This is a genomic window from Photobacterium sp. TY1-4, from assembly GCF_025398175.1.
Lineage (GTDB): Bacteria > Pseudomonadota > Gammaproteobacteria > Enterobacterales > Vibrionaceae > Photobacterium.
The window spans coordinates 1,803,759-1,827,070 of the sequence record NZ_CP099734.1 but is presented as its reverse complement, the minus strand read 5'-3'; the positions used below and the strand labels follow the sequence as shown (position 1 = coordinate 1,827,070).

Below are 23,312 nucleotides of genomic sequence, written 5' to 3'. Positions count from 1 at the left end.
TGTCACGGCATATTTCAGGATGTCTAATTAAGTCAGTTATAAGGAAGAACTGTGATTCGTATTGAAGCAATGAAGCCTCATCATTTGGATGAGGTGATCCAATTAAGTGTGACAGATGAGCAACTACCATTTGTTGGTACCATCGATGAAATCCTGGTCAACATTGATAGCGTCGTTCACCCCCATGTGATCGTGTCAGACGGTCATGTGGTTGGTTTCTTTCTGATTGATACCACGTATGCCAACAACTATGAATTTGCTGAACCGGGCAGTCTTGGTTTAAGAGCTTACTTGATTGATCAGCAATATCAGGGCCAGGGCTTCGGGAAATTAGCCGTGCAGCAACTTAATGGTTTCTTAGCGCAGGCTTATCCCCAGTTCCAGCAAATGTACCTCACGGTCAATTGTAAAAACCCCGGGGCAAAGCACTGTTATTTAAGTGGCGGGTTTGAAGATACCGGCTCGTTGTATCTTGGTGGGGCCGCCGGGCCGCAACATATTATGAAACTCGCGTTTACGCCATAGGATCGCACTGAATTAACCCGAAGGAGTGACAGAGTGATGGACATAGAATTAATCGGCGTAAGTGAAACAGAGCAGCCTTTAACGTTTGAAATTTTCAAATCGTCGATGCAGCCCGTGATCGAGGCCGCCTTTGGCTGGGACGAGGCGTTTCAGCAGCATTACTTTGCGTCCCGGTTACAACCGGCGTGGTTTTACTGGGTTGTCTTTCAGGGAGAGCAGGTCGGGTTGGTCTGTTATAAGCACATCGAGCAAAGCGTTCATCTTCACCTGCTGGCGGTCTTTGAGTCGTGGCGGGGCCAAGGGCTGGGCGTGACGATCACGAACCAGCTGCAACAGGAAGCTCACCGGGCAGGGAAACCGCTGACGCTCAGCTGCTTTAAACATAATGCGCCGGCTGTCGCGTTGTACCACAAGCTGGGTTTTACCGTCGCTTCGGAAGATGCGCATTTTTTCGATTTCATTCACGACCCAAACAGTTAACCGGACCTTGTCCCCCCGGGAGGCGTTATGTATCAAATTGCGATTGTTTTATTTGATGAATTCACCGATGTTGATTTCTTTTTAATGAGAGATATCTTCGGTCGTTCCGATAAGGACTGGCAGGTTCGCGTTCTGGGGACCAAAGCAAGTCATACATCGACACTCGGCATCGAAGTTCAAACGGATGGCCATATTGCGCAAGCCAACGCGGCAGATGCCGTGTTGTTTGTCAGTGGTTATAAAGGCGTGCCGGCGGTGCTTGACGATCCTGAATTCATGGGGGCTTTCCGCCTGGATCCCGAACGACAGTTGATTGGGTCCATCTGTGCCGGTTCATTTATTCTTTACCGGTTAGGTTTGCTGGTGGGGCGGAAGCTGACCACGCACCCGGATGCGAAACCAAGCCTGGAAGCGATGGGCGCCACGGTTGAGGATCAGGCGCTGGTAGTCGATGGGAATATCGCGACAGCGGGTGGCTGCCTGTCGAGTTTGTATTTAACCGGCTGGATCGCAGAGCGCCTTTGCGGAGAAGCGAAACGGCGGGAAATTCACCGGCAGTTACTCCCTGCCGGTCAGGCTGAGATGTTTGATGAGATCATCTCATCGAGCATTCAGTCAGCGATTGTCAGCTGATCCCGCAATCTGAATTTTCTTGATGACGTGGCAGCTCGGTGAAACGGCTGCCACATATTTTTCGCGCTGGCAGGAGTTATCAGTGCTTGTGCATCAATGCAAGGAACTGCATGCTGAATCAATTATTACGTTCGCTCGCGCTGTATCGTGGGTTACCGGGTAACATCTATGTCATCGCTGTGGCCCGGTTTATTCTGGGCCTGGGCAACTTCATCATTCCCTTTCTCCTGCTTTTGTTGACGGAAAAACTGAATTATTCCGCGACGGTTGCCGGTACGCTGGCGATGGGCGTGATGGCTCTGTTTGTTCTTGGCGGCCTGTGCGGCGGCAAATTGGCAGATAGCCTGGGTCACAAAAAAATTATGGTGTGGGGGGAGCTGGCAGGTGCGGTGATCCTGCTGATTTGTGGATTCTATAGCGATCATGCTCAGTTGATCCCGATCCTGTTGTTTGCCGCCTATTTCTTTTTCGGGGTTGCGCTTCCGGCCAGTAATGCGTTGGTTGCGGATCTGTCGACTCCGACCAACCGTGATGCGGTGATGTCGTTAAGCTACCTGGCATTTAACCTGGGCTCTGCTGCAGGGCCGCTGGTGGCCGGATATCTGTTCTGGAATTACACTACTTGGATCTTCTGGGGCAACGGGATTGCTGCGTTGGTCGGGATTGGGTTGGTGATGTTTTTCATCCGCACCGATGGGCACAATCATGCATCGGAGGATGAAACACATTCAGAGCTGGAGCGCGCAGTGGAAGGCTCGGTCTGGCAGGTGCTCAAGCAGCGGCCAAGATTATTGGTCTTCACCGGGCTATGTGCGCTTCTATGGATCGCCCTGAACCAAATGACGATGACCAGCCCGCTGTATCTGAATGATATATTCGATACCGATGGTCCGGTGCTGTTTGGTCAGTTGATGACCTACGCCTGTATTCTGGTGGTGGTGATCACCCCATTGTTAATGCGGCTGACAACCCATCAGGCTGAGATCGTCACCCTGGCGTATGCGGGTCTGCTGTTCGCGGTGGGGTATGGGCTTGTCATGGCGCTCCCCACGATCCCGATTCACTTCTTCGCTTGGTTTTTCCTCTCGGCTGCCGAAGTGTTGCTGGTGACCAAAGAGGGGGTTTATCTTGCTAATCAGTCGCCTAAAAGCCATCGCGGACGGATCCAGGGGGTATTAACCACCATGAAAAACCTGATTGTGCTACCAAGCTTTACGCTGATAGGGTTGGCGATTGATCATTGGGGATTTGAAACAACCTGGTTGACGGTGATTGTGGTCTCGATGGCGGCAGCCCTGTGCTTAATGGCAATGGCGCAATATCAGAAGCGGATTGCCATTCCAGCCGAGGCCTGAGCCGGAGTCGGGAGAGAACAATTGTCGTCACAAACTGTCACAGTCTAGTGCCGGAGATCTTGTATGATCGGTGGAAAAGTACAGGAGATGGCGTTGAACACATGGATGATATATCAGAGGTTGGCATGCATAAGCGGATCATGTTGGTTGAAGATGATCTTGATTTGGCGGTGTTGATTCAGGATTTCCTTGAGCGCTACGAATTTACCGTGTCGGTGGTTTGTGATGGCCAAGACGCGGTGACGCGAATCATTGATGAACAACCGGATTTGGTGATTCTGGATATTATGCTGCCGGGCCTGAGTGGGATGGAAGTCTGTCGTCAGGTCCGACAGCACTATGAGGGGTTCATTTTAATGCAAACCGCATTGGATGATGATATCGATCAGATGCTGGGACTCGAGTTAGGTGCGGATGATTATGTAATCAAACAGGTGCAGCCCCGCTTATTGCTCTCCCGGATCCGGGCATTGCTGCGCAGAGCCGCACCGCTGCAATCCGCTTCATCGGAACAATCCGCCCCCTCGGAACAGCAGCCGTTTGACTATCAGTTTGGTGCGCTCAAGATTGATTTGACCCGGCGCATGGTGCTGCTTTACGGCCTGCCGGTCGAGCTCACTACCGCAGAATTTGAGCTCCTGTGCCTGCTGGCCAAGCACCATGGTGAGGTGGTGACCCGGGAAGATATTGTTCAGCAACTCAGAGGGTTAGAATACGATGGGCTCGATCGCTCCATTGATCGGCGCATTTCGCGGTTACGCAAAACACTTCAGGGGGACGCTAAAGAGCAGGATCAGGTGATTAAAACGGTGCGCGGGAAAGGCTATCAGCTTTGTATCCGTTAATTTCCAGGGGGATCTGACATTATGTTGAAAGCGTTTGCGGTGCTGTGGCTTGCCGTCTTTATGCCAACCTTGTTCTTAATTCTGCCGACGGGGTTGAGTCCGATTGGTCTGATCAATACGTATGTGGAAGAAAACTATTACGAAAAAACGTACCGCGGCACCTTTTATCTGATAGAGCAACAATTGCAGGCTGTCCCATCGGCACAGTGGCCTGAGGTGGTTGCGGGGTTATCGGAAAACTTCGGCTATTCCCTGCGGCTACAACAAATTGAGGCATTACCGCTCGATTCTGATCAACAACAGAAATTAATGGCGGGGACTTATGTATTGACCACCACGGATCACAGTATGTTGCTACATCGGGTTGAAAATAGTCCCTGGGCTTTGTCATTGGGGCTCAATCCGTCCCTGACGGAGCATGTTAGCCGTAACAGTGTTGGTACTTTACACCTCCTGGCACAATCGATGGATGCGCTTCCGGTCACTAAGTGGCCTCAGTATCTTCAGTCGGTGAGCCCGCAGTTTCCATTTTCCCTGACCTTGCAGACTGACGAAGAACTGGTGTTGTCTGCAACAGAAAATGAGACGATGGTCAGCGGCCAGCCGGTGGTCCAGCAGCAACCGGATGGTCTGGTGACGGTGTATTACCGTCTTCGCACGCCCTACGTGTTGAAAGCGGATCAGATAGATATTCAATATCCTCTTGGGCAGTACTATGTGCTCTTGTTGATCACTTTCGTGATCTGTATTTCTGCCGCGATGTTTTTGTGGGTTTATCCCTTATGGCGCGACCTGAATCGTCTGGCTGTCACCGCCAACGATTTTGGGGAAGGGCGGCTTGAGCTGAGGGCCAAAGTTTCCCGCTCTTCAACGGTGGAAAGACTGGGACGATCGTTTAACCAAATGGCGGATAGCATTGAAGAAATGATCCTGGGCCAGCGGGAGATGACCAATGCCATTGCCCACGACTTGCGCACACCACTGTACCGCTTGCGTTTTGCGTTTGAGATGCTGGGGAGTGAAGAAACTACCACGGCGCAGAAAGATAAATATGAAAATGTCATTCGTGCCAGCATTGATGATTTAGACCATCTGATTAATCAAACCCTGGTGTTATCCCGGTATAGTCGCATCGCAGATGTCAGTCAGTTCAAGGCGTGCATCCTGGCACAACAGGTTGAGCGGGAGCTGGCGCATTTTCAGGATGAGCATACCGATTTGATGATCGACTATCACTGTTGTGAGGCGATGAGAGGCAGCGCACTCATTGTGGATAGCCGGGCGATGATCCGCGCCCTGAATAACTTACTCTCGAATGCCGGACGGTTTGCCCGAACGACAATTCGGGTCTCGCTGACCTGTCAAGGGGACCAGTGTTCGCTGGTTGTCGAAGATGACGGCTGCGGGCTCCCGGAGAGTGCGTGGAATAAAGTGTTTGAGCCGTTTGCACAGGAAAACAACGCCCCTCGGGAGCGACACAGCGGGCATGGTTTAGGGCTGGCGATTGTCCAGCAAATAGCGATTTGGCACAAAGGGCAGGTGTCGATTCATCATTCAGCACTTGGGGGGGCAAATTTTACCATCGTGTGGCCGAAACAGATGCCGTTGCCTGTGACGTCCGCTGTCTGAGAACCTGTCACAAACTGTCCAGAAACGTCTTCGCATCGCCACAGACCCGTGCCGCTTATCCTGTTAACTTTAGTCTTGTTTTTTACTTCATCTTAAGAAGATTCAGCAGAAGAGATTAAGGAGGCGTTGTGGCTCAGTGTTTATCGAACGTAAAAAAAGGATTCTGGTGTTTGGTTGTGGCTGTATTACTCGTAGGGTGCAGCACGGATGCCGATGATTGGGATAAAAAGAAGCAACCGGAGGTTCACGCCGGGGATGATCAGGTGATTTCAACGCCGATCACGGCGGTAGCCCTGCAGGGGAAGGTGACACATCATTTGGATATGTATGATACCAAGTCGGTTCAATGGCGTCAGAGCAGTGGCCCGAGCCAGGTAACGTTGCTGGATGCCGACGAACTGAGTGCGCGGTTCATCTACCCGGATCAAGTCGGTGAATATGTATTTGAGCTGACCGTCATCGATACCGGCAATCGCAAGGGGACAGATAGCGTCAAGATCATCATTAACACAGCCGGGACGTCAGCCAAAGCCATGGCTGGCCTGCAATCGGCGCCGTTTTCTGTCCCGGGACAAGCCGGCGCTCCAGCAGTTTTCGAGATGTTACTGAACTTTCAACACCCGCTTGCCCAGGTGAACGATAGTTTATCGCCGGCGCATCCGGCGCTCACCATCACCTATGATATCAATCATAATGCGGTGTTTGATGAGGGGGATATTCGCTTTCGAGTACTGCAACCGGTGACGGCTGAGCCTTCAAACCCGAACTGGCTGACTGATTCGAGCTTGATTGTTGAAAGTATGCTTCATGGCACGCTATATCAGCTACAAGATCAGGCATTGTCTGATCAGGGGCATGCGACCCAGCCTAAGGGAAGCGTGGTGCTCAACGTGAAACGGTTGGGATGGCTGGGACAGGCTCAAGGGGGGACAGGGGAGAAGGCCTTGGATTCTGTCCTTGCTATCCAAGTGAATAAAACCCCTGAATATTCGCCACTAGGCGCCGAACAGGCTGGTGCCCTGTTGGCCCGCGTGAATGACATCAAGAGCGACACACCGGTCCAGGTGGCCATGGTGTTGAGCGCGAACAGTGCAGATTATATTCCGGGTGAGGGTGTGTACAGCCAGCACGCTCAAGCGGTGGTACCGGATCCGCAAGATGATTACACCGGCCTGAATTCCAGCGTGGACCTGACTTCATTGACCTACCGGCACCGCTGAATCACCACAAATGATATTGACCCAGGAACCGAGCGTTGAAGAGCGCTCGGTTTTTTATTTATATGGGCTCTTTATTGATATAGGGTTCTCTTGAGTCGGGATGTGGTAGAGAACAAGATTGCTGATACCTTCGTCGAACCTCTAGTCTATGTCGCTGAATTTACGATAAAATGGCGACTGATTTTTGCTCTGAGTTTTGACCTATACAGTTAACGGTATGGTGAAGGGGTCGACAGGCAACACCACCGCCCGAATTTGTGGTCGTCTATGCTGTGGAATAAAGGATTTATAAGAATGAAAAAACTGGCTTTGCTGTTGCCGAGTATTTTGGTGTTACCTTTGGTGGGTTGTACCTCTGATGACGATATTGTTGAGCATACGGAAAACTCTTCTTATGCTTTCAACAGCAAATCAATCAACAACTGGCTGGATGTCGAAGTTGAACTGGCCAACGAGGTTGCACAGAACGTTGGGCATACACAACTGACGGTGACCTTTGATATCAACGCCAATGATAAGTTTGATGATGGAGATATTCGCATACGTGCCGGCAATATTGAATCGTCAAATTACAGCTACAGTCGCTGGCCGTATAATTTGGATTTTTACGTCGAAGGCTATGTGGGCTCGACGTTGTATCGGATCCGGGAAGGGATGGCTTATGACTTCGCCGTCAAACATATTGCGGTTGAGAATATCGGCGGTGCATGGTTGTACCAGCATAAAGAAGGCAGTGCGTTGAGGGAGATGGTGCTTGGACTTCGTTTTAATCTGGATGTGGAGAATCCGGGCGAACATTCGGCTACCTTGGCGACTCTGATCGACCGGACGAAGTCGATCAATGCATCGACGCCTTTCAACGTGAAACTGTCCGATGGTGATGCGCCGGAAAGTGTGGATTATGTTCCAGGTGAGTTCACCTTTAGTCAGCAGGGGAACTCGATGCATAGTGATTCGAGAAATGATTATCTGGGCTATCAGCGCTGGGTCGATATGACTGCCGTACGCTACAGCCTGAATGTGAGTAACTAAGACGTATTATCTTGCCCGGCCATGGCGTTGTGATACGCGCTTGGGCTGGGCAGGAGAGAAAACAATGGCTGAGAAACAGCCAAAGAAAAAGGGTGCCAATGGCACCCTTTCTATATTCTTTAAAATCTAAGGGACTTAGATTTTTTCAACGTTCGCAGCTTGAGGACCTTTCTGGCCTTGCTCGATGTCGAAAGTTACTTGCTGGCCTTCAGCCAGAGATTTGAAGCCGTCACCAGCGATAGCGCGGAAGTGTACGAATACGTCAGCACCGCCGTTGTCTTGAGTGATGAAGCCAAAACCTTTCTCGTCGTTAAACCACTTAACTGTACCAGTTGCTTTAGACATGTGATGTCTCCTGAAAAATATTAATCTCGCGCATATCAGCGCACTTAAGCCAGCATAATCAATTACTTATGGACAAAAGGACAATGGAGCTCTTCAGGACAACGACACTTCTCGCAAAGTGGTGGAACGAAGTTTTCTATTTCAATTTGCTGCATAAATAGGACTGCATTACAGGCCGATGGGTATTAAGCCATATTGCGATGGGGAGGGCAAGCAAATACTTATGGAATTAAGCCTTTATCGAAGAAAGTGTGAACTTAGTATCAGCGTAAGGTAGCAGAATCTTTGGGATTTACAGGATATTGGTGATAAACCCCTCTATAAGGATGAAAATATAACAGGAAATCGCTTTGCCGTTATAAACGAGAAAAGGGCCTGAGTGGCCCTTGTTCATACTTATGCAAAATTTTATTACAGTTTCTCGACGTTCGCTGCCTGCAGACCTTTCGGTCCTTGCTCGGTATCGTAAGATACTTTCTGGCCTTCAGCGAGTGTCTTGAATCCGTCACCGGTAATGGCGCGGAAATGAACGAATACGTCAGCACCGCCATTGTCTTGAGTGATAAAACCGAAACCTTTTTCTTCATTAAACCACTTAACGGTACCTGTTGCTTTAGACATGTTGTCTCCTGAATCTTTTACATCAATACAATACGCCAATAAATATTTAACCTTGGTGACAATTGAAACTCTTCCTTCTGTACAACATGCTTACACAAGTTCCGATACTGAAGTGCTTACGTTCATATTGTTTCATCACTGCCAAACACTACTGACACTAAAAGAGTAGGCATTGATATGCTGTTTGCAAATACTAAAGTGGCTGTTTTGTGGTTGCATTCACAGCTTTAAGACGAAATTTAGAACGATTCTCAAACTCTATACAATTGTATTGTAAGTATTTTCTTGCTTATGTGAGGTGCCTCCGATCATGAAGGGGGCCGTTTCAATTTCGCAAAAATATGATTTTATGGGACTAAATCAAAGAATCTGTGATTTTTTTCGATGCGTAAAATTGTGACTTGAGTAACAACATAACTTTCTGTTATAACGAGCTTAGTCGGGAATTGTAGTTTCATAGAAGGACAAACCATGAGCACTATCCTTGAATTGGTCCGCCAGACACGCCGCAAAAATAAGTTGAAGCGTGAAATTCTGGATAACGATCGTAAGGTCCGTGATAACCGGAAACGTGTTGAGTTGCTAGAAAACCTGCTGGATTACATCCAGGAAGATATGACGCATGAGCAGATTGTTGAAATCATCCAGAACATGAAAGGCGATTATGAAGACCGCGTGGATGATCACATTATTATCAGCGCAGAGTTGTCAAAAGAGCGCCGTGAAATCAGCAAAAAAGTGACAGAGCTGAAAAAAGCGGAGCTGGCTTCAAAGCCTAAATCATAATCGTGTTGCGAAAACACCGCCATGAATGAAGGTGTTTCGTTGGACCCTGAATACATAAACCCGGCCTGGCCGGGTTTTTTATTGCCGCATGGACAGGGTCGTCCTTCAGGATTGGCGGCAGGTTTGAATTGAAGTTCGGACACCGAATGTGCCGTTTCAGCGGCTACGCTTGATAGACCGAAAGGTTGAACTGAGGCGAATCATCAAAGGGCCAGGCATCAACACTGTCGGTTGGCTATGGCCGTTATGCCGTCATTATCACAACCTGCCCGTGCCCGGAAGTTACCCAGATGAAGCTTATGAGTGAAGGAGGAGCTATGTCGGAACATCCATCAACACAGTATCGTAGGATGCAACAAGAATACCCATCACTATTAGACGCCGTGGAATCACTTGGAAAAACGGTCAAACAGTGTGGGCCGATAGACGAGAAAACAGCACAGTTGCTGCAACTGGCAGCGGCAGCAGCTTGTCGTTCGGAAGGGGCGGTGCACAGCCACACCCAGCGGGCCCTGGCGGCCGGGGCGAGCGCTGAAGAAATTCGCCATAGTCTGATCCTGTTGATCAGTACGCTGGGTTTCCCATGTGTGACGGCAGCCTTAAGCTGGGCGGAAGATCGGTTGACCCCCGCAAATCAAACTGAGGCGCCGGATTGGGAAGTCTGACAGTTACCGGAGTTGAAACGTCAGCATTGGAAACCAAGAGTCTCGGGGGGATCCGCATACACGGAGCGTTGCCACAGTGAGTTCGCAATTGCTGAGGGGCGGCGCCCTGTGAACACTCTGGAAAATGAGCAATAAAAAACCTGCATTCTGCAGGTCGGTGATCCGCTCAAGGATGATTGTGAAAAGCGCGTCGAGAGTTAGCGATGACAGGGTTGTGCTTCTGCTCTCGTTGGCCACGCTGCAAGCCCAGAAACTTACGTGGTTGCTCCTCTTTCCCCTCATCTCTGTAAGACCTATTGGCAGAAAGAAACGCTTTTCAATACTGAGTATAGCCCAGGTTGATGAATCGTCCAGTCTCCAAATCACTGTATGAGCTGACCGCATGAGGTGATGAAGTCTTACGAGGCCGCCATATTTTTGAGGGCAAGTTGAAGCTTCGCTGATTTGTATGGGGAATATTATAAATAATGAGAGCCGCCGCACTGATTTTTCTTATTGAGTGATGAATCATAAATCCATCTGAAAATTTGGGACTTATTTCAGATGGATAGGTGCTATGGAAAACATAAAACAACAAAACGGTGAGGCATTGATCTCACAACTGGTGTCACATTTTGGGGTAACGCGGATTCAGAAAGATGGCGGGTATGTATTGCCGGATGGCAACTTACTGAATTTGCAGCGTTCGGATCTGGACCATCGGCAATATCACCGCGCTGTGGCTGCATTGTTGCCGAAAGAAATGCAAGGAGCTTGTGATGAACTAACCATTGTCAATCTGATGGTTGCTACCGGAATCATCCGTTATGAAGCGCGCGGACGCGTGCATACGGCAGTGAAGCCAACACAGGCCCAACGGCGCCGGTTGTTTGAGCTGATGAAATACAGTGAGCAGGGATTTCGGGTGATAGCCTCGGACTGCAATGGTGCAACCATTGGGGATCAGATGTTTAAGTCCCCGGCGGCACATGAGCTGTTACGATTCTTTTCCGGCTGTTATGACAGCAACCAGAAAGTCTACCGGGAGGATGAATTCGGTATCCAGCCAACCGCGCAGGGGTTCAGGCTGATGTTTCGACCGGCACACCGCGAAATCGGGTTCTATGAACCTGAAACCGGGACGATGACACTCATTCCTGAGTTTTCAGACGTGATGTCCCTATTCCGGCAGCAGGTGGCCCAATATCAGGTTTTTGCGTCGGTATAATGAAAAAAAACCTTATCCGTATTGGCGGATAAGGCTGGAAAATCCAGAACAATCTTGTCACTTTTAGCAGTAGCATCGATTGCGGGCATTCCGGATGCCCGCAAGGGATGGGGCAGCGTGATTATCAGGTAATCAGGCGCTCAGGCTTTCGAGATCAGCTTTTGCTGCGGCAATGCCGTTTGCGGCCATTTCTTCGCCCATGGCCAGGGCTTCGCCGTAAACCACTTCAACATCGGTAATCCCGATAAAGCCCAGAACCGTTTTCAGGTAAGGCACCATGTGATCGGTTCCGCCTTCCTTGTGCATGCCGCCACGGGTTGTCACCAGGATTGCTTTTTTCCCGGTCAGGAGTCCCACCGGACCGGTTTCAGTGTATGAGAAGGTCACACCGGCACGGGCAATCAAGTCAAACCAGTTTTTCAGTTGTGTCGGAATCGTGAAGTTGTACATCGGCGCGCCAATCACCAGGGTGTCACTGACTTGAATCTCTTCAATCAGTTGATCAGACAGGGCCAGCGCATCTTGCTGACGGGCGTTCAGGTTCTCTCCGCCGCGCAGGCCACCGGCAAGCTCTCCATCCAGAACCGGAAGCGGGTTTGCTGCCAGATCACGTTCAATGATTGCGGTGGTTTTACCTGCCCAAGAAGTCATTAAGTGTTCAATCAGGCCGTTTGATTGGGAGTAGTCGCCGAGAATGCTGGATTTTAAAACAAGTACGTTTGACATGGTTCATTCCTTCACTGTGTTGCGTGCTTGGCAGTCAATATAGGGGAGAGCAGCGGGCGAAGACAGTGGAAAATATCGTGCAAGTTGTTCTAATTTATTGATGAAGCTATCATGTTTATATTTTCCTTTTAATTCAATTGGTTAAATTTATTCTTGTTTTGGGTGAGGATGAGGTTTTTGCTTGAGAACGGGATAAAGCCTGATTTGGTTGATGAAGATGACGGTTGTTCCCTTTCAGAAGCAACTGTCGTGACATTCGCTGGACATGGTGAAAGCGGTTTTTTCTGGTGTGCTCGATTCAGCCTTGATTCAGATGGGGAATCAAGGCTGGGAGAATGGCAGCGAAAAGGCAAAAAATAGCCCGAAACGACTCCTGTTTCGGGCTTAGGGGAATGGCTCGTGAGAGCCTTGCGCTAACTGGTTAGTAAATGGAGATCAATTACACTATCAATGGTAGTTCAAGCAGTATAATTTGCCAGTTTTGGCAATGAGAATGTCATTCAATTCTGACACTTGTGCTGCAAACCTGGCGTCAGGTTTATTTTCTACTATCCCTATTGATGATCCCCTTTGTGATGCCGGTCAGAAATCAAAAAGGTTTTTATCGCGAACCAACTCACGCGGCAGGCCGTTTTTAATGCGGTTGCCAACCCATTTGCCAATCCCAATCGGGTAGTCACGGTAGGTGACAATCACTTCCCCTTGGCCACTGAAGTTTTCCGGGCGGATATCCCGGCCCATGAACCATTCTTTCGCTTGCGGTGCTGTCAGCGCCGTTGCCACGGATTCACGCCCGCTTGCCAGCGTCATGATCGCTTCATGTTGCCAACGGTAGCCTTTCTTATGCTGCTCGGCGAGTTTGACACCGATCCGCTGGAATCGAATTTCACTGAGTAGTGCGCGCAGGTTGGCCGGAAACAGCCAGACCTCTTTGTCTCGAAGCCAGATCTCACTTCCTGCCGGGATTGCAATATCCAAATCTGCTTTCAGGCTGGCGGTAATTTGTGCCTGCTCTTTTTCACCGGCAAGGTTGAATGGAAATTTCCCGAGTCGCTTTTTCACCTTTGGAGATTCAACGGCGTGATGTTTACGGATCCGGGCAACGAAAAAGCCTTCACTGTCGAACACCTGCGGGTAAACATGCAGGAATCCTTCTTCTGTCAGGACTTGCTCGGCGCCCGGGCAAAGATCGCCCAGCGACTCAAATGTGACCGCGTCACCAAAAGTCTCTTTCAGATAATGGCAGACTTGCTGATTTTCCTGCAAGTTCAGGGTACAGGTCGAGTAGACCATGACGCCGCCTGGTTTTAAGGCCTGAAAACCACTGACGATGAGATCGCGTTGGACGCTTGCGATGTCTGCAACGGATGCCAGGCTCCAGTTCGCCATGGCATCTTCGTCCTTCCGAATTGCGCCTTCACCGGAGCAGGGCGCATCGAGCAAAATAGAATCAAAAGACTCCGGCGCCCAGCCGCCAAAGACACAGCCGTCGAAATGGGTCAGGGCTGTATTGTACACACCGCAGCGTTGCAGGTTGGCGTGCAGCACTTTGATCCGGCTGGCCGCCAGTTCATTGGCAACCAGCGCCCCCCGGTTTTCCATAGCGCAGGCGATTTGGGTTGTTTTAGAGCCGGGGGCAGAAGCCATATCAAGGACGCAGTCCAAGCGATCATTGTCTTTGAGCAGGGCGGTCACCGGCATCATCGAACTGGCTTCCTGAATATAGAACAGCCCGGCCATATGTTCGGCCGTGTTGCCAAGCGACACGCTGTCTTCGTCTTCACGCTCAATCCAGAAGCCGGTTTCACACCAGGGAACAGGGGTCAGCGTCCAGTCTTTGTCTGCAACCCGCGCCAGGAAATCAGCCACACTGATCTTCAGGGTGTTAACCCGGATGCTGCGGCGGAGCGGGGTTTTACAGCAGGCGATGAACTCATCCATGCTCAGGTGCTCTGGCATGATTTGGCGGATCTGCTCAAGGTAAGCTTCAGGAAGGTGGATGTTCGGATGCAAGGGAATGTCTCAGTTAACTAGCTTGGGGCGTGAGTCTATACCAAAGCCGGTGAATAATCGATTCTCAGCGGGGCCTCACATGAAAAAAGGAGCGCGGGTGCGCTCCTTTGACTCTGATGGCCGGGATGTCACGTCTCAGTGGTGGGGAATGGCAGTGCGCCATTCTCGCCATTGCGGCTTGGCTTGCCGGTGCAGCAGGAAATGGGATTCTGGTTCGGCAATCGGCGATAAAGGCTGTTGCTCCGGTGTTGCGAAAGCAATCCCGCCGCGAAGCAGGCTATCGACCGTGCCGCTTGCCACATTGGCGCCGGTCAGGCCGATGGTGACATCCAGCCCGGAGACATTCCAGAACACACTGTCAGTACGAACCAGGTGGCTGTAGGATTCTTCAACCTGCGCTTCAATAATGACCCGATCGGCAAGCTCACCCAGAGACACATTGACGACTTGACCCACTTGCATATCGCGATACAACAACGGCGTCCCTTCGCTGACGGAGCCGCGCTCTTCACTTTCAAGGATCACCGTCAGACCGGTTTTGGCCAGTTCTGTTTTTCCCAGCGTGAAGGTCTGAGAATAACTGCCGGTGCCGGGCTCAACGGCAATGTAGCTGCTGAGCAGAGAGTCGAGGTTCTTGGTGCCGGACAGGCTGATCTTCGGCGTGACCAGCCAGAAATGGCTATCGGATTTGGCGAGTTGCCCGGCATATTGCGGGAACAAGCGCGCCTGAATGCTGACATTCCCTGATTTAAAATTCGGGATGATATCCAGTACTTTACCAACGTTAACGCCTTGATAGCGAATGTCACTATTCACTGATACGGCTTTGGCGTCACTGGCGGTCAGGGTAATGGTCAGGCCGAAGTTTTTCGCATCTTTCAGGCTCGGGTAAAGCTTGAAGCGATGATCGGTTTTGTTTGCGATACCCGGTAGGGTGTCAAACGCAATGCCGCCTTTGACCAGTGTGGCCAGGGGATCGGCTTTGATGTTGAAACCCCCGATCCCGGCTTCAACTTCCACGCCGGAACGATTCCAGAACACCGTTTCACTATGAATGAGATGACGGTACTTGTTCTTGATCGCCAGGCTGACCGTGACGCCGTCACGGGTCAGGGCGTAGTCCTTAACTTCGCCCACCGGCAGATTGCGATACAGTACCGGGCTTCCGGCTGAAACCGGCGGCAACTCGTCAGCGAACAGGGTAAAGGTCGACTGACCTTGCTGCTGCTCGGCCGCCAGGGTCGCCAGCTGTTTACTTGCGTAAAGCGGGTAGTGGGTCAGGATCTTGCGGCTACCGCTACTGGTAAAGCTGATACTTTGGCTAATCAGCTGATCGGCCGGCGGCACGTTGACATTCAGCCCCTGGGCACCGAGGGTGGCATCAATCCCGCCGTCTAAGTAGAAGCGGCTGGCTGAGCGGACCAGGGCCGTGTGCTCTGGCAAAACAACCACATCGAACCGTACCCGATTGCTTTCCAGCGTGACACTCTTCACACGGCCGACTTCCAGGCCCCGATGTTTTAACAGGGTGCCGCGCTTTACGCCGTGACTGTGATCGGCGTAGAGGGAGAAGGTCGCGATACCGGGTTGTTGTTCCAGCAGTTGATCCTGAGTGATAGCGACAAAACGTCGGGCGTCTTCGCCGTGGCCGGGGATCAGTGTCAGGAAATTCCCCCGGATCAGGTTGCCGATATTCTTCACCCCGGTGAGAGAAACTTCGGCTTCTTCCAGCAGGATCCGTGAGCCGGTGGTCAGGAGCTCGCTCATGCTCGGTTCGATGGCGGCATGCGCCACGACTTTCTGGCGCTGCTTATCCAGACGCAGATCGGAGACCTTGCCGATTTCCAGGCCGCGGTAAATGATCGGCGCGCCGTTGGCACTGACGTTGTTGTTGTCCGGGAGCTCGATGGTGATTGCGATCCCGCGCCCGGCAGTATTTAAATCCGGATACAGGCGGAACTGTTTTCCGGGTTGGATGGTCACGCCTTCATCCGGCGAGTCAAAGGCAATGGCACCGCCAATCATGGCCGACAAACTTTCAAATTGCACATCAATGCCATTGAATCCGACATTGGCGCTCATGCCACTGACATTCCAGAAGCGGCTTTTATTGGTCACCAGTTCCGCGTATTGGGGTTTGATTAACAAGTCGATCAGGACGCGTTTTTTACTCTCACTCAGGGTGTAGTTATACACTTCACCTACCGGGATCTGCTTGTACATGACCTGAGAGCCGATATTCACCGACCCAAGGCTCGGTGCGCGGAGCTGGATTTTCAGTCCTTCTCCCAGCGTCAGATCGGAAGGCTGGGTATCGAGTGCCGTAAACTCATAGGCACTGTCTCCCTGACCGGGTTGCATGGCAATGTAGTTGCCCGACACCAGCGCATCCAACCCGGAAATACCGGTAATCGAGGCTTTGGGTTTCACCAGCCAGAATTGGGTCCCTTCTTTCAAGGTTTTGACGGCTTCCGGATAGATGTCTGCTTCGGCATAAATGCTCTTTAGATCCTTCGACAGAATGACATCGCGGATAATACCGATCTCAAGGCCCTGATAGCGAATCGTTGTGCGACCGGCCGTCAGGCCGGCGGCATCACTGAAGTGGATCTTGATCCGTTGGCCGGCTTCATTGACCGCTTTGTAGACCAGCCACCCGGCTAAAACGAGTGCGAGCAGAGGGAGGATCCAAAGGGGAGAGATGCCGCGATCTCGTTTAATTTTCACAGGTTCTGGTTCTTGGTTATCGAGTCTGTCGTTCATAATTGTCCCATATCAGACGAGAATCCAGGCTTTCGGCAGCCAGCATGGTAAGCACAACTACGACCCCAAAGGCAATGGCGCCCGGGCCGGGTGTAAAATCGAGGAGTTGGTCACGGTCAATCAGGGTGACCATAATTGAAATCACAAACAGATCCATCATTGACCATTTGCCAATCCATTGAATTATCCTGTAGATCACCATTCGGTGTCGGTGGTTGATCTGGCGTTTGAACTGGATGGCCAGCAGCAGAAACGCCAGCCCGAGGATCTTGGCAACCGGCACCACAATACTGGCGACGAAAATGATTGCTGCGATACCACCCATACCATTGTTCACCAGCGATGCGACACCGGAAAAAATGGTATCTTCCATTCGCTTACCGTTATTAAGAAAAATGGAAATCGGGTACAGGTTGGCCGGGAAAATAAAAATCGTGGCTGCGATCAGGTATGCCCAGGTCTTCTGAATCGAGTGGGGCACCCTGTGATACAGCGGTGCAGTGCAGCGCATACAGTGCTCGCCCTGAGCCTGAGTTAAATGGCAGCTATGGCATTGGGCTTTCAGTTCGTCATCAGTATGTTCGCCTTCCGGCTGCCAGGCTTCCCAGTAGCGATGGACGCTGACCCGGGTAATCAGCAATGACATCAGAACTTGCAGAATGACTAAAGAATAAAGGCCGGGGCCGATGTGAAGTTCAGCATAGTCCTGTACTTTGAAGCTGGAAATGGCCAGGCTGATCAGAAAGACATCAAACATCGCCCAGTTGCGCAGGTGTTCAATGGTCAGGATGGAAAGGCGAAACAAGCGAAAACGTCGCCATTTCAGACCTGCCTGAGCGCCGAGCACCGAGAGACTGACCAGAAGCGGGGCAATACTGCTGCAAAACAGGATCAGAAATGCCACGATGGGAAAATCAGACGCCAGGACCAGTCCCCCGGCCGGGAGTGTGGCCGGGATCATCACGCCGAATAGGCGGATCGTAATGAGCGGGAATACATGCGCAGGAATGAACAGGATCAGACACGCCAGGGCAATGGCCAGCTCACTGTTAAAGCGTGAAGTGCCGCCTCGGTATAATCGGGTATTGCAGCGAGGGCAATAGGCACTTTGTCCTTGTTGGGCGACTTGCGGCATGATGGCTAAATCGCATCCGGGACATCGTCTTGCCAGTGACATGGTGGTTTAATCCTTTACTATGCAAATAAATAGCGGCTCAAGGGCCGCTATTATCAATTATGAACACTATATTATTTTACATTCACTCTGGCTACAGCCCCTTGTGGATCGACTCGCACTTCTGTGGCTGATGACTGAATTGAACCATATAGGGTCTGATATAACCCGGTTTCATTCACGAGCTGAGCATGTGTTCCCGACTGGCTGACTTGGCCGTCTTCAAGCACATAGATTAAATCAGCTTGCTTAACCGCAGATAAACGGTGGGCAACAATCAGGGTGGTTCGATCGGCCAGAAACTCATTCAGGGCTTTATGCAAAGCAGCTTCAGTGGCGGTATCAAGCGCAGAGGTGGCTTCGTCCAGGATCACAAAATCCGGATTGGCCAGGATCATTCGGGCAATCGCCAGGCGCTGTCGCTGACCGCCGGAAAGGCGGATCCCCTGACGACCAATCTCGGTATCCAACCCTTTGGTCAGCCGTTCGGTAACGTCCATCATCTGGGCAATGTCCAAGGCTTGCCAGAGTTGCTCATCATTAAAGTGCGCGCCCATGCAGAGGTTGTTGCGCAGGGTGTCATTGAACAGTATCGGGTGCTGCAACACCACCGCCATTTTTTCCCGTAGCGCTTCGTAGCTGACGTCTTCAATCGGAGCGCCGTTGATCAGGATATCGCCGCTGTCTTTTTGATAGATCCCCAGCAGAAGCTGGATTAACGTCGACTTCCCGCCACCGGAGGAGCCGACCAGCGCCACCCGCTTCCCGGCCGGGATCGACAGGTTCAGGCCACGCAGCACTTCTTTATCCTCATCATAGGCAAAGTGCAGATCACGGACATCAATTTGCAGACTTTCTCCGGCTCGGAACGGATTGACGGTCGCAACCGGGCGGACTTCTTCTTCCAGTGCGATCAGGCCATTGAGCCGCTGCATGGCGGCAGAGGCACCGTACCAGGCAAACTGAATGCCGAGCAGCTCCTGAACCGGACCAAGCATGAACCACAAGTAGCCGAACACGGCGAACATCTGGCCGATGGTCAGATCCGTGAATAGCACCATCACCATCGCCATGGCCCGGAACAGCTCAAAGCCGATCAAAAACAGCAAGAAGGAGATCCGGCCGGCGGCTTCGGATTGCCAGGCATACTTGTCGGCGTCGTAACGGATGTTATCAGCACTGGATTTGAGCTGGGTCAGAAATTCCCGCTCCCGGTTCGAAGCGCGCAACTGGTAGAGTCCATCCAGGGTTTCCACCAAGCGCTGCTGGAATTTTTCAAATGCCTGGTTTTCTTTTCGCTTGAGGGTTTTGACTCGGTTGCCCATCTTCTTGGAAGCATAAACTACGACCGGGTTGACCAACAGAATGAACAGCCCTAACTGCCAGTTCAGCCACAGCAGGATCACCGCGGTGCCCACCACCGTGAGCAGGCCGACCAGAAACCGGCTCAGGGTATCACCGACAAATTTATCGATGGTTTCCACGTCGGTGATCAGGTGCGAAGTGATCCCGCCGCTGCCTTTTTCTTCATACTGGCGCATGCTGATCCGGCCGAGTTTGTCGAGCAGGTGGCGGCGAATATGGAAGGTGATGTCTTTTGCAACCAGGGTAAACTGGCGACTTTGTAAAATATTTAATGCCTGGCTGCTGATTCGCATCAGCACGACAAACAACAGCACCAGGAAAATGTATGCGGTGGGCGTTTGTAGGGATTGTGGTAGGAAAAAGTTAAGAAAATCAATCCCCTGGGCGGGTTTATCCAGCAGGATCTCGTCAACCATGAGCGGCATCAGCAGGGGGATGGGCACACTAATCAGCGTCGCCAGAACGGCGATGATATTGGCGGCAATTAGCCGTGGCCGATGATGTTTTGCTTGCGTTACCAGCCAAGACCAGTTAATCATTTGGTTTTCGTTGCCTTTCACAGTGATAATGATTCCTATTATTGCAAAGGGTTTTATTTTAGAGGCTAAGCAAGGAGTAAGCCATGGAAAATAAGTCAGCGTTTTACGAAAGACTCACGAAACAAGCGGTATCACTGATTGAAGGCGAGTCGGATTTGATTGCTAATATCTCTAATATTAGTGCGTTACTCTTTATGGAGTTAGAAGATATTAACTGGGCCGGCTTTTACTTTTTGAAAGGCGAACAGCTGGTGCTTGGTCCATTCCAGGGCAACCCGGCCTGTGTGCGCATCCCGGTCGGGCGCGGCGTGTGCGGGACGGCAATCGCCGAGGACAAAGTGCAGCGCATTGCAGATGTTCATCAGTTTGAAGGGCATATTGCCTGTGACGCGGCCAGTAACTCTGAGATTGTGATTCCGTTTCGTGTGAAGGGTGAATTATACGGTGTGCTGGATATTGATAGCCCAAGTTTGTCAAGATTTGACCAATCCGATGAGGATGGACTAGTGAGTTTTGTCAGGGAACTACAAAAAAGGCTCTAATTGAATGCTTACAGTGGTTTTTCAGTGCTAGGTAACTATAATAGCGAGACAATTTCTTTTTGATTAAAGTACAAAAGGCGAGTCTCACTCGCATTGTCAGGAAAGTCCATGGAAAACTCTGAAAAGCTAACGAACAGTAAAGAAGTGATTGCCTACATTGCTGAGCGTTTCCCAAAATGTTTCACCGTTGAAGGTGAAGCTAAGCCACTGAAAATTGGTATCTTCCAAGAACTGGCGGAACGTCTGAGCGAAGACCCGAAGGTGAGTAAGACTCAGCTGCGTACTGCGCTGCGTCAATACACTTCTTCCTGGCGTTACCTGCATGGTGTGAAAGCCGGCGCCAGTCGTGTTGATCTTGACGGCAACGAGTGTGGCGTATTGGAAGAAGAACACGTAGAACACGCGAAAAAAGCGCTCGAGGAAAGCAAGGCTCGAGTTCGTGCTCGCCGTAAAGAGCAGGCAGAAGCGAAAGCGGCTGCTGGCAAAGAAGGTGAGGACAAGGCGAAAAAAATTCGCGCTAAATCGTCTAAACCTAAGAGCACCAAACAAAAAACGACTAAGCTAAATAAAAAGCCTGCAGAAACGACCCGTGCGTTGAATGCTGATGAAGTTATCGTAGGTAAGTCTGTCAGTGTCAACATGGGTACCGGAAACATGCCGGCGACTATCGTTGAAATTAATAAGGACGATGTGCGCGTACGTTTGACCAATGGACTGACCATGGTTGTAAAAGCGGAGCACCTTCGTTCGTAAAGGAGAATGCTCGACGTATGAAATGTCGATTCCGTTTCTCACTGATCGCTGCCGGCATGATGCTGGCAGCTTCAGCACAAGCCCTAGAGGCTAAATATTCGCTAAGTGATTTGCCGACGCTGGTGCCTGAAAAGCAACATGCGACGGCCAGTAAAAGGATAGCGTCGCGGTTCACTCGCTCGCATTACAGACAATTCAGCTTAGACGACCAGTTCTCGGCCAGCATTTTTGACCGTTACATTGAAATGTTGGACTTCAATAAAAGCTTCCTGACTGCTTCCGATATCAAGCAGTTTGAACAGTGGCAGCATCAGCTTGATGATCAACTGAAACGTGGTGAAAACACGGCTGCTTTCGATATTTTCAATCAGTCTCTCAAACGTCGATACGATCGTTATCAATACGCCCTGACATTGCTGGATCGGGAAATCACCTTTAATACAGATGAAGACTTCGTGATTGACCGTTCTCAGTTGCCATGGCCGAAAGATCGCAACGAACTCAACGAGATTTGGCGCAAGCGAGTCAAATATGATGCGCTGAATCTGAAATTGACCGGTAAGAAATGGCCGGAGATCAAAGAGACGCTCAGCAAACGTTACAACAATGCGCTGAAGCGTCTGACACAGACGCATAATGAAGATGTGTTTCAGATCTACATGAATGCATTTGCCCGCGAAGTAGATCCGCATACCAGTTATCTGTCGCCACGCAATGCCGAACAGTTCCAGGCCGAGATGAACCTCTCTCTTGAAGGGATTGGTGCCGTGCTGCAAGTGGTGGATGACTATACGGTGATCCGCTCGCTGGTGGCTGGTGGGCCGGCTTCCGACTCGAAACGTCTCTCTGCCGGGGATCGGATCATTGGTGTCGCGCAAGACGGCAAAGATATGGTGGATGTGGTTGGCTGGCGTCTGGATGATGTTGTCCAACTGATCAAGGGCCCGAAAGGCAGTAAAGTGAAGCTGCAGATCCTGCCGGAAGGGAGTAGCACCAAGAGTTACGATGTCACAATTGTACGCGATAAGATCCGTCTTGAAGATCGTGCGGTTAAATCTGAGGTGAAATTCTCGCAAGGGCGGAAGATCGGGGTGATTGAGATCCCAAGTTTCTACGTCGGCTTGTCTGAAGACACCAAGAAAGAGCTGGCAAAGCTCAATGAACAGCAGGTTGACGGCATTGTGATCGATTTGCGGAACAATGGTGGTGGGGCGCTGACTGAAGCGACAGCTCTGACGGGTCTGTTCATCAACAGTGGTCCGGTGGTGCAGGTCCGTGATAGCTATGGCCGGGTTAAGGTCAATGGCGATTCCGATGATCGGGTTTATTTCGATCATCCGCTGACTGTCTTGGTGAATCGCTACAGTGCCTCGGCTTCCGAAATTTTCGCTGCGGCGATGCAGGATTATGGCCGTGCTGTGGTTCTGGGTGAGCAATCCTTCGGGAAAGGGACCGTGCAGCAGCACCGGTCGCTGAATCATATTTATGATCTGTTTGATCAGCCACTGGGCCATGTGCAGTACACGATCCAGAAGTTCTACCGTATAAACGGTGGTAGTACGCAGAACCTGGGGGTTGTCCCGGATGTGCCGTTCCCGTCTGCCGTTGATCCGTCAGAAACCGGTGAAAGTGTTGAAGACAATGCCTTGCCTTGGGATAGCATCAAACCGGCGCAGTACCAGAAAGTACATAACTTTTCCCCACTGTTGACGAACCTGGTGGCGAACCATGAAAAACGCATCAAGCGTGATTTGGAGTTCAGCTTTATCCAGGAAGATATCAAGCGCTATCAGCAGGAGAAAGACATCAATACGATTTCTCTGAATGAGAAGAAGCGGATTGCTGAGCAGGAGAAAGACGACGTTGAACGTCTGACTCGCCTGAACAAGCGTCAGAAAGCGATGGGCAAGAAGGCGTTCGCAACTTTGGATGATATTCCAAAAGATTACGAAGCGCCGGATGCTTACCTTGATGAAGCAGTCGCCATTACGGCCGATCTCATTAAGGTCTCCAGCTAACAGTCACCACTGTTATGGGGTGAAGCCCTTTGTTTGAATGATTGAAACGGTACCGGGTTCGGTACCGTTTTTTTTA

At 50.9% G+C, this 23,312-nt stretch carries 21 protein-coding genes; 14 read left to right on the top strand and 7 right to left on the bottom strand.

Features of this window, described 5'->3' with window-relative positions; genetic code table 11:
- Positions 1-51: 51 nt before the first annotated feature.
- The 8 genes from NH461_RS08630 to NH461_RS08595 all read left to right on the top strand — a co-directional run bounded on the left by NH461_RS08630 (position 52) and on the right by NH461_RS08595 (position 7,719).
- Positions 52-525 carry a GNAT family N-acetyltransferase gene (locus NH461_RS08630; RefSeq protein ID WP_261599967.1) on the top strand — a complete coding sequence of 158 codons (474 nt, stop codon included), beginning with the start codon at positions 52-54 and terminating at the stop codon, positions 523-525.
- Positions 526-561: 36 nt separating this feature from the next.
- Entirely contained in the window at positions 562-1,005 is a 444-nt protein-coding gene (locus NH461_RS08625) for a GNAT family N-acetyltransferase (RefSeq protein WP_261599966.1), read from the top strand.
- A 27-nt stretch (positions 1,006-1,032) separates the two neighbouring features.
- A complete protein-coding gene (locus NH461_RS08620; RefSeq protein ID WP_261599965.1) occupies positions 1,033-1,638 on the top strand; it encodes a DJ-1/PfpI family protein in 606 nt (201 codons plus the stop codon).
- Between the two features lie 110 nt (positions 1,639-1,748).
- A complete protein-coding gene (locus tag NH461_RS08615; RefSeq protein WP_261599964.1) occupies positions 1,749-2,993 on the top strand; it encodes an MFS transporter in 1,245 nt (414 codons plus the stop codon).
- 101 nt (positions 2,994-3,094) lie between these two features.
- The gene (locus tag NH461_RS08610) at positions 3,095-3,838 is read left to right on the top strand and encodes a response regulator (protein WP_261599963.1); all 744 of its coding nucleotides are present in this window, start codon (positions 3,095-3,097) and stop codon (positions 3,836-3,838) included.
- 21 nt (positions 3,839-3,859) lie between these two features.
- Positions 3,860-5,467 carry an ATP-binding protein gene (locus NH461_RS08605; protein WP_261599962.1) on the top strand — a complete coding sequence of 536 codons (1,608 nt, stop codon included), beginning with the start codon at positions 3,860-3,862 and terminating at the stop codon, positions 5,465-5,467.
- Positions 5,468-5,643: 176 nt separating this feature from the next.
- Positions 5,644-6,687: a PKD domain-containing protein gene (locus NH461_RS08600; protein WP_261599961.1), complete on the top strand. Its 1,044-nt coding sequence runs from the start codon at positions 5,644-5,646 to the stop codon at positions 6,685-6,687.
- A 294-nt stretch (positions 6,688-6,981) separates the two neighbouring features.
- Complete coding sequence (locus tag NH461_RS08595; protein WP_261599960.1) at positions 6,982-7,719, top strand: hypothetical protein; 738 nt, start codon at positions 6,982-6,984, stop codon at positions 7,717-7,719.
- Between the two features lie 135 nt (positions 7,720-7,854).
- On the opposite strand, the gene NH461_RS08590 is transcribed toward NH461_RS08595, so the two are convergent.
- Together NH461_RS08590 and NH461_RS08585 are read right to left on the bottom strand one after the other, a co-directional pair.
- Positions 7,855-8,064 carry a cold-shock protein gene (locus NH461_RS08590; RefSeq protein ID WP_255390499.1) on the bottom strand — a complete coding sequence of 70 codons (210 nt, stop codon included), beginning with the start codon at positions 8,062-8,064 and terminating at the stop codon, positions 7,855-7,857.
- A gap of 411 nt (positions 8,065-8,475) precedes the next feature.
- A complete protein-coding gene (locus NH461_RS08585) occupies positions 8,476-8,685 on the bottom strand; it encodes a cold-shock protein (RefSeq protein WP_255390498.1) in 210 nt (69 codons plus the stop codon).
- A 471-nt stretch (positions 8,686-9,156) separates the two neighbouring features.
- Here NH461_RS08585 and NH461_RS08580 point away from each other — a divergent pair, with 471 nt between their 5' ends.
- The 3 genes from NH461_RS08580 (at position 9,157) to NH461_RS08570 (ending at position 11,343) form a co-directional block, all read left to right on the top strand.
- The gene (locus NH461_RS08580; protein ID WP_261599959.1) at positions 9,157-9,471 is read left to right on the top strand and encodes a DUF496 family protein; all 315 of its coding nucleotides are present in this window, start codon (positions 9,157-9,159) and stop codon (positions 9,469-9,471) included.
- A gap of 317 nt (positions 9,472-9,788) precedes the next feature.
- Complete coding sequence (locus NH461_RS08575) at positions 9,789-10,136, top strand: carboxymuconolactone decarboxylase family protein (protein WP_261599958.1); 348 nt, start codon at positions 9,789-9,791, stop codon at positions 10,134-10,136.
- Positions 10,137-10,692: 556 nt separating this feature from the next.
- Positions 10,693-11,343, top strand: coding sequence for a hypothetical protein (locus NH461_RS08570; RefSeq protein WP_261599957.1), 651 nt, complete (start codon positions 10,693-10,695; stop codon positions 11,341-11,343).
- Between the two features lie 132 nt (positions 11,344-11,475).
- Here NH461_RS08570 and NH461_RS08565 read toward each other — a convergent pair whose 3' ends face one another.
- The 5 genes from NH461_RS08565 to NH461_RS08545 all read right to left on the bottom strand — a co-directional run bounded on the left by NH461_RS08565 (position 11,476) and on the right by NH461_RS08545 (position 19,923).
- A complete protein-coding gene (locus NH461_RS08565; protein ID WP_261599956.1) occupies positions 11,476-12,069 on the bottom strand; it encodes an FMN-dependent NADH-azoreductase in 594 nt (197 codons plus the stop codon).
- Positions 12,070-12,651: 582 nt separating this feature from the next.
- A complete protein-coding gene (rsmF, locus tag NH461_RS08560) occupies positions 12,652-14,082 on the bottom strand; it encodes a 16S rRNA (cytosine(1407)-C(5))-methyltransferase RsmF (protein WP_261599955.1) in 1,431 nt (476 codons plus the stop codon).
- Positions 14,083-14,217: 135 nt separating this feature from the next.
- Complete coding sequence (locus NH461_RS08555) at positions 14,218-16,845, bottom strand: PqiB family protein (RefSeq protein WP_261599954.1); 2,628 nt, start codon at positions 16,843-16,845, stop codon at positions 14,218-14,220.
- Positions 16,826-18,022 carry a paraquat-inducible protein A gene (locus tag NH461_RS08550; protein ID WP_261599953.1) on the bottom strand — a complete coding sequence of 399 codons (1,197 nt, stop codon included), beginning with the start codon at positions 18,020-18,022 and terminating at the stop codon, positions 16,826-16,828. Before NH461_RS08550 ends, NH461_RS08555 begins: the two co-directional genes overlap by 20 nt.
- Positions 18,023-18,093: 71 nt before the next feature.
- A complete protein-coding gene (locus NH461_RS08545; RefSeq protein WP_261599952.1) occupies positions 18,094-19,923 on the bottom strand; it encodes an ABC transporter ATP-binding protein in 1,830 nt (609 codons plus the stop codon).
- An 83-nt stretch (positions 19,924-20,006) separates the two neighbouring features.
- On the opposite strand from NH461_RS08545, the gene NH461_RS08540 reads away from it, so the two are divergent.
- The 3 genes from NH461_RS08540 to prc all read left to right on the top strand — a co-directional run bounded on the left by NH461_RS08540 (position 20,007) and on the right by prc (position 23,236).
- The gene (locus tag NH461_RS08540; protein WP_261599951.1) at positions 20,007-20,465 is read left to right on the top strand and encodes a GAF domain-containing protein; all 459 of its coding nucleotides are present in this window, start codon (positions 20,007-20,009) and stop codon (positions 20,463-20,465) included.
- 108 nt (positions 20,466-20,573) lie between these two features.
- Positions 20,574-21,218 carry an RNA chaperone ProQ gene (gene proQ / locus NH461_RS08535; protein ID WP_261599950.1) on the top strand — a complete coding sequence of 215 codons (645 nt, stop codon included), beginning with the start codon at positions 20,574-20,576 and terminating at the stop codon, positions 21,216-21,218.
- Between the two features lie 17 nt (positions 21,219-21,235).
- Entirely contained in the window at positions 21,236-23,236 is a 2,001-nt protein-coding gene (prc, locus tag NH461_RS08530; protein WP_261599949.1) for a carboxy terminal-processing peptidase, read from the top strand.
- The last annotated feature ends 76 nt before the right edge of the window (positions 23,237-23,312 follow it).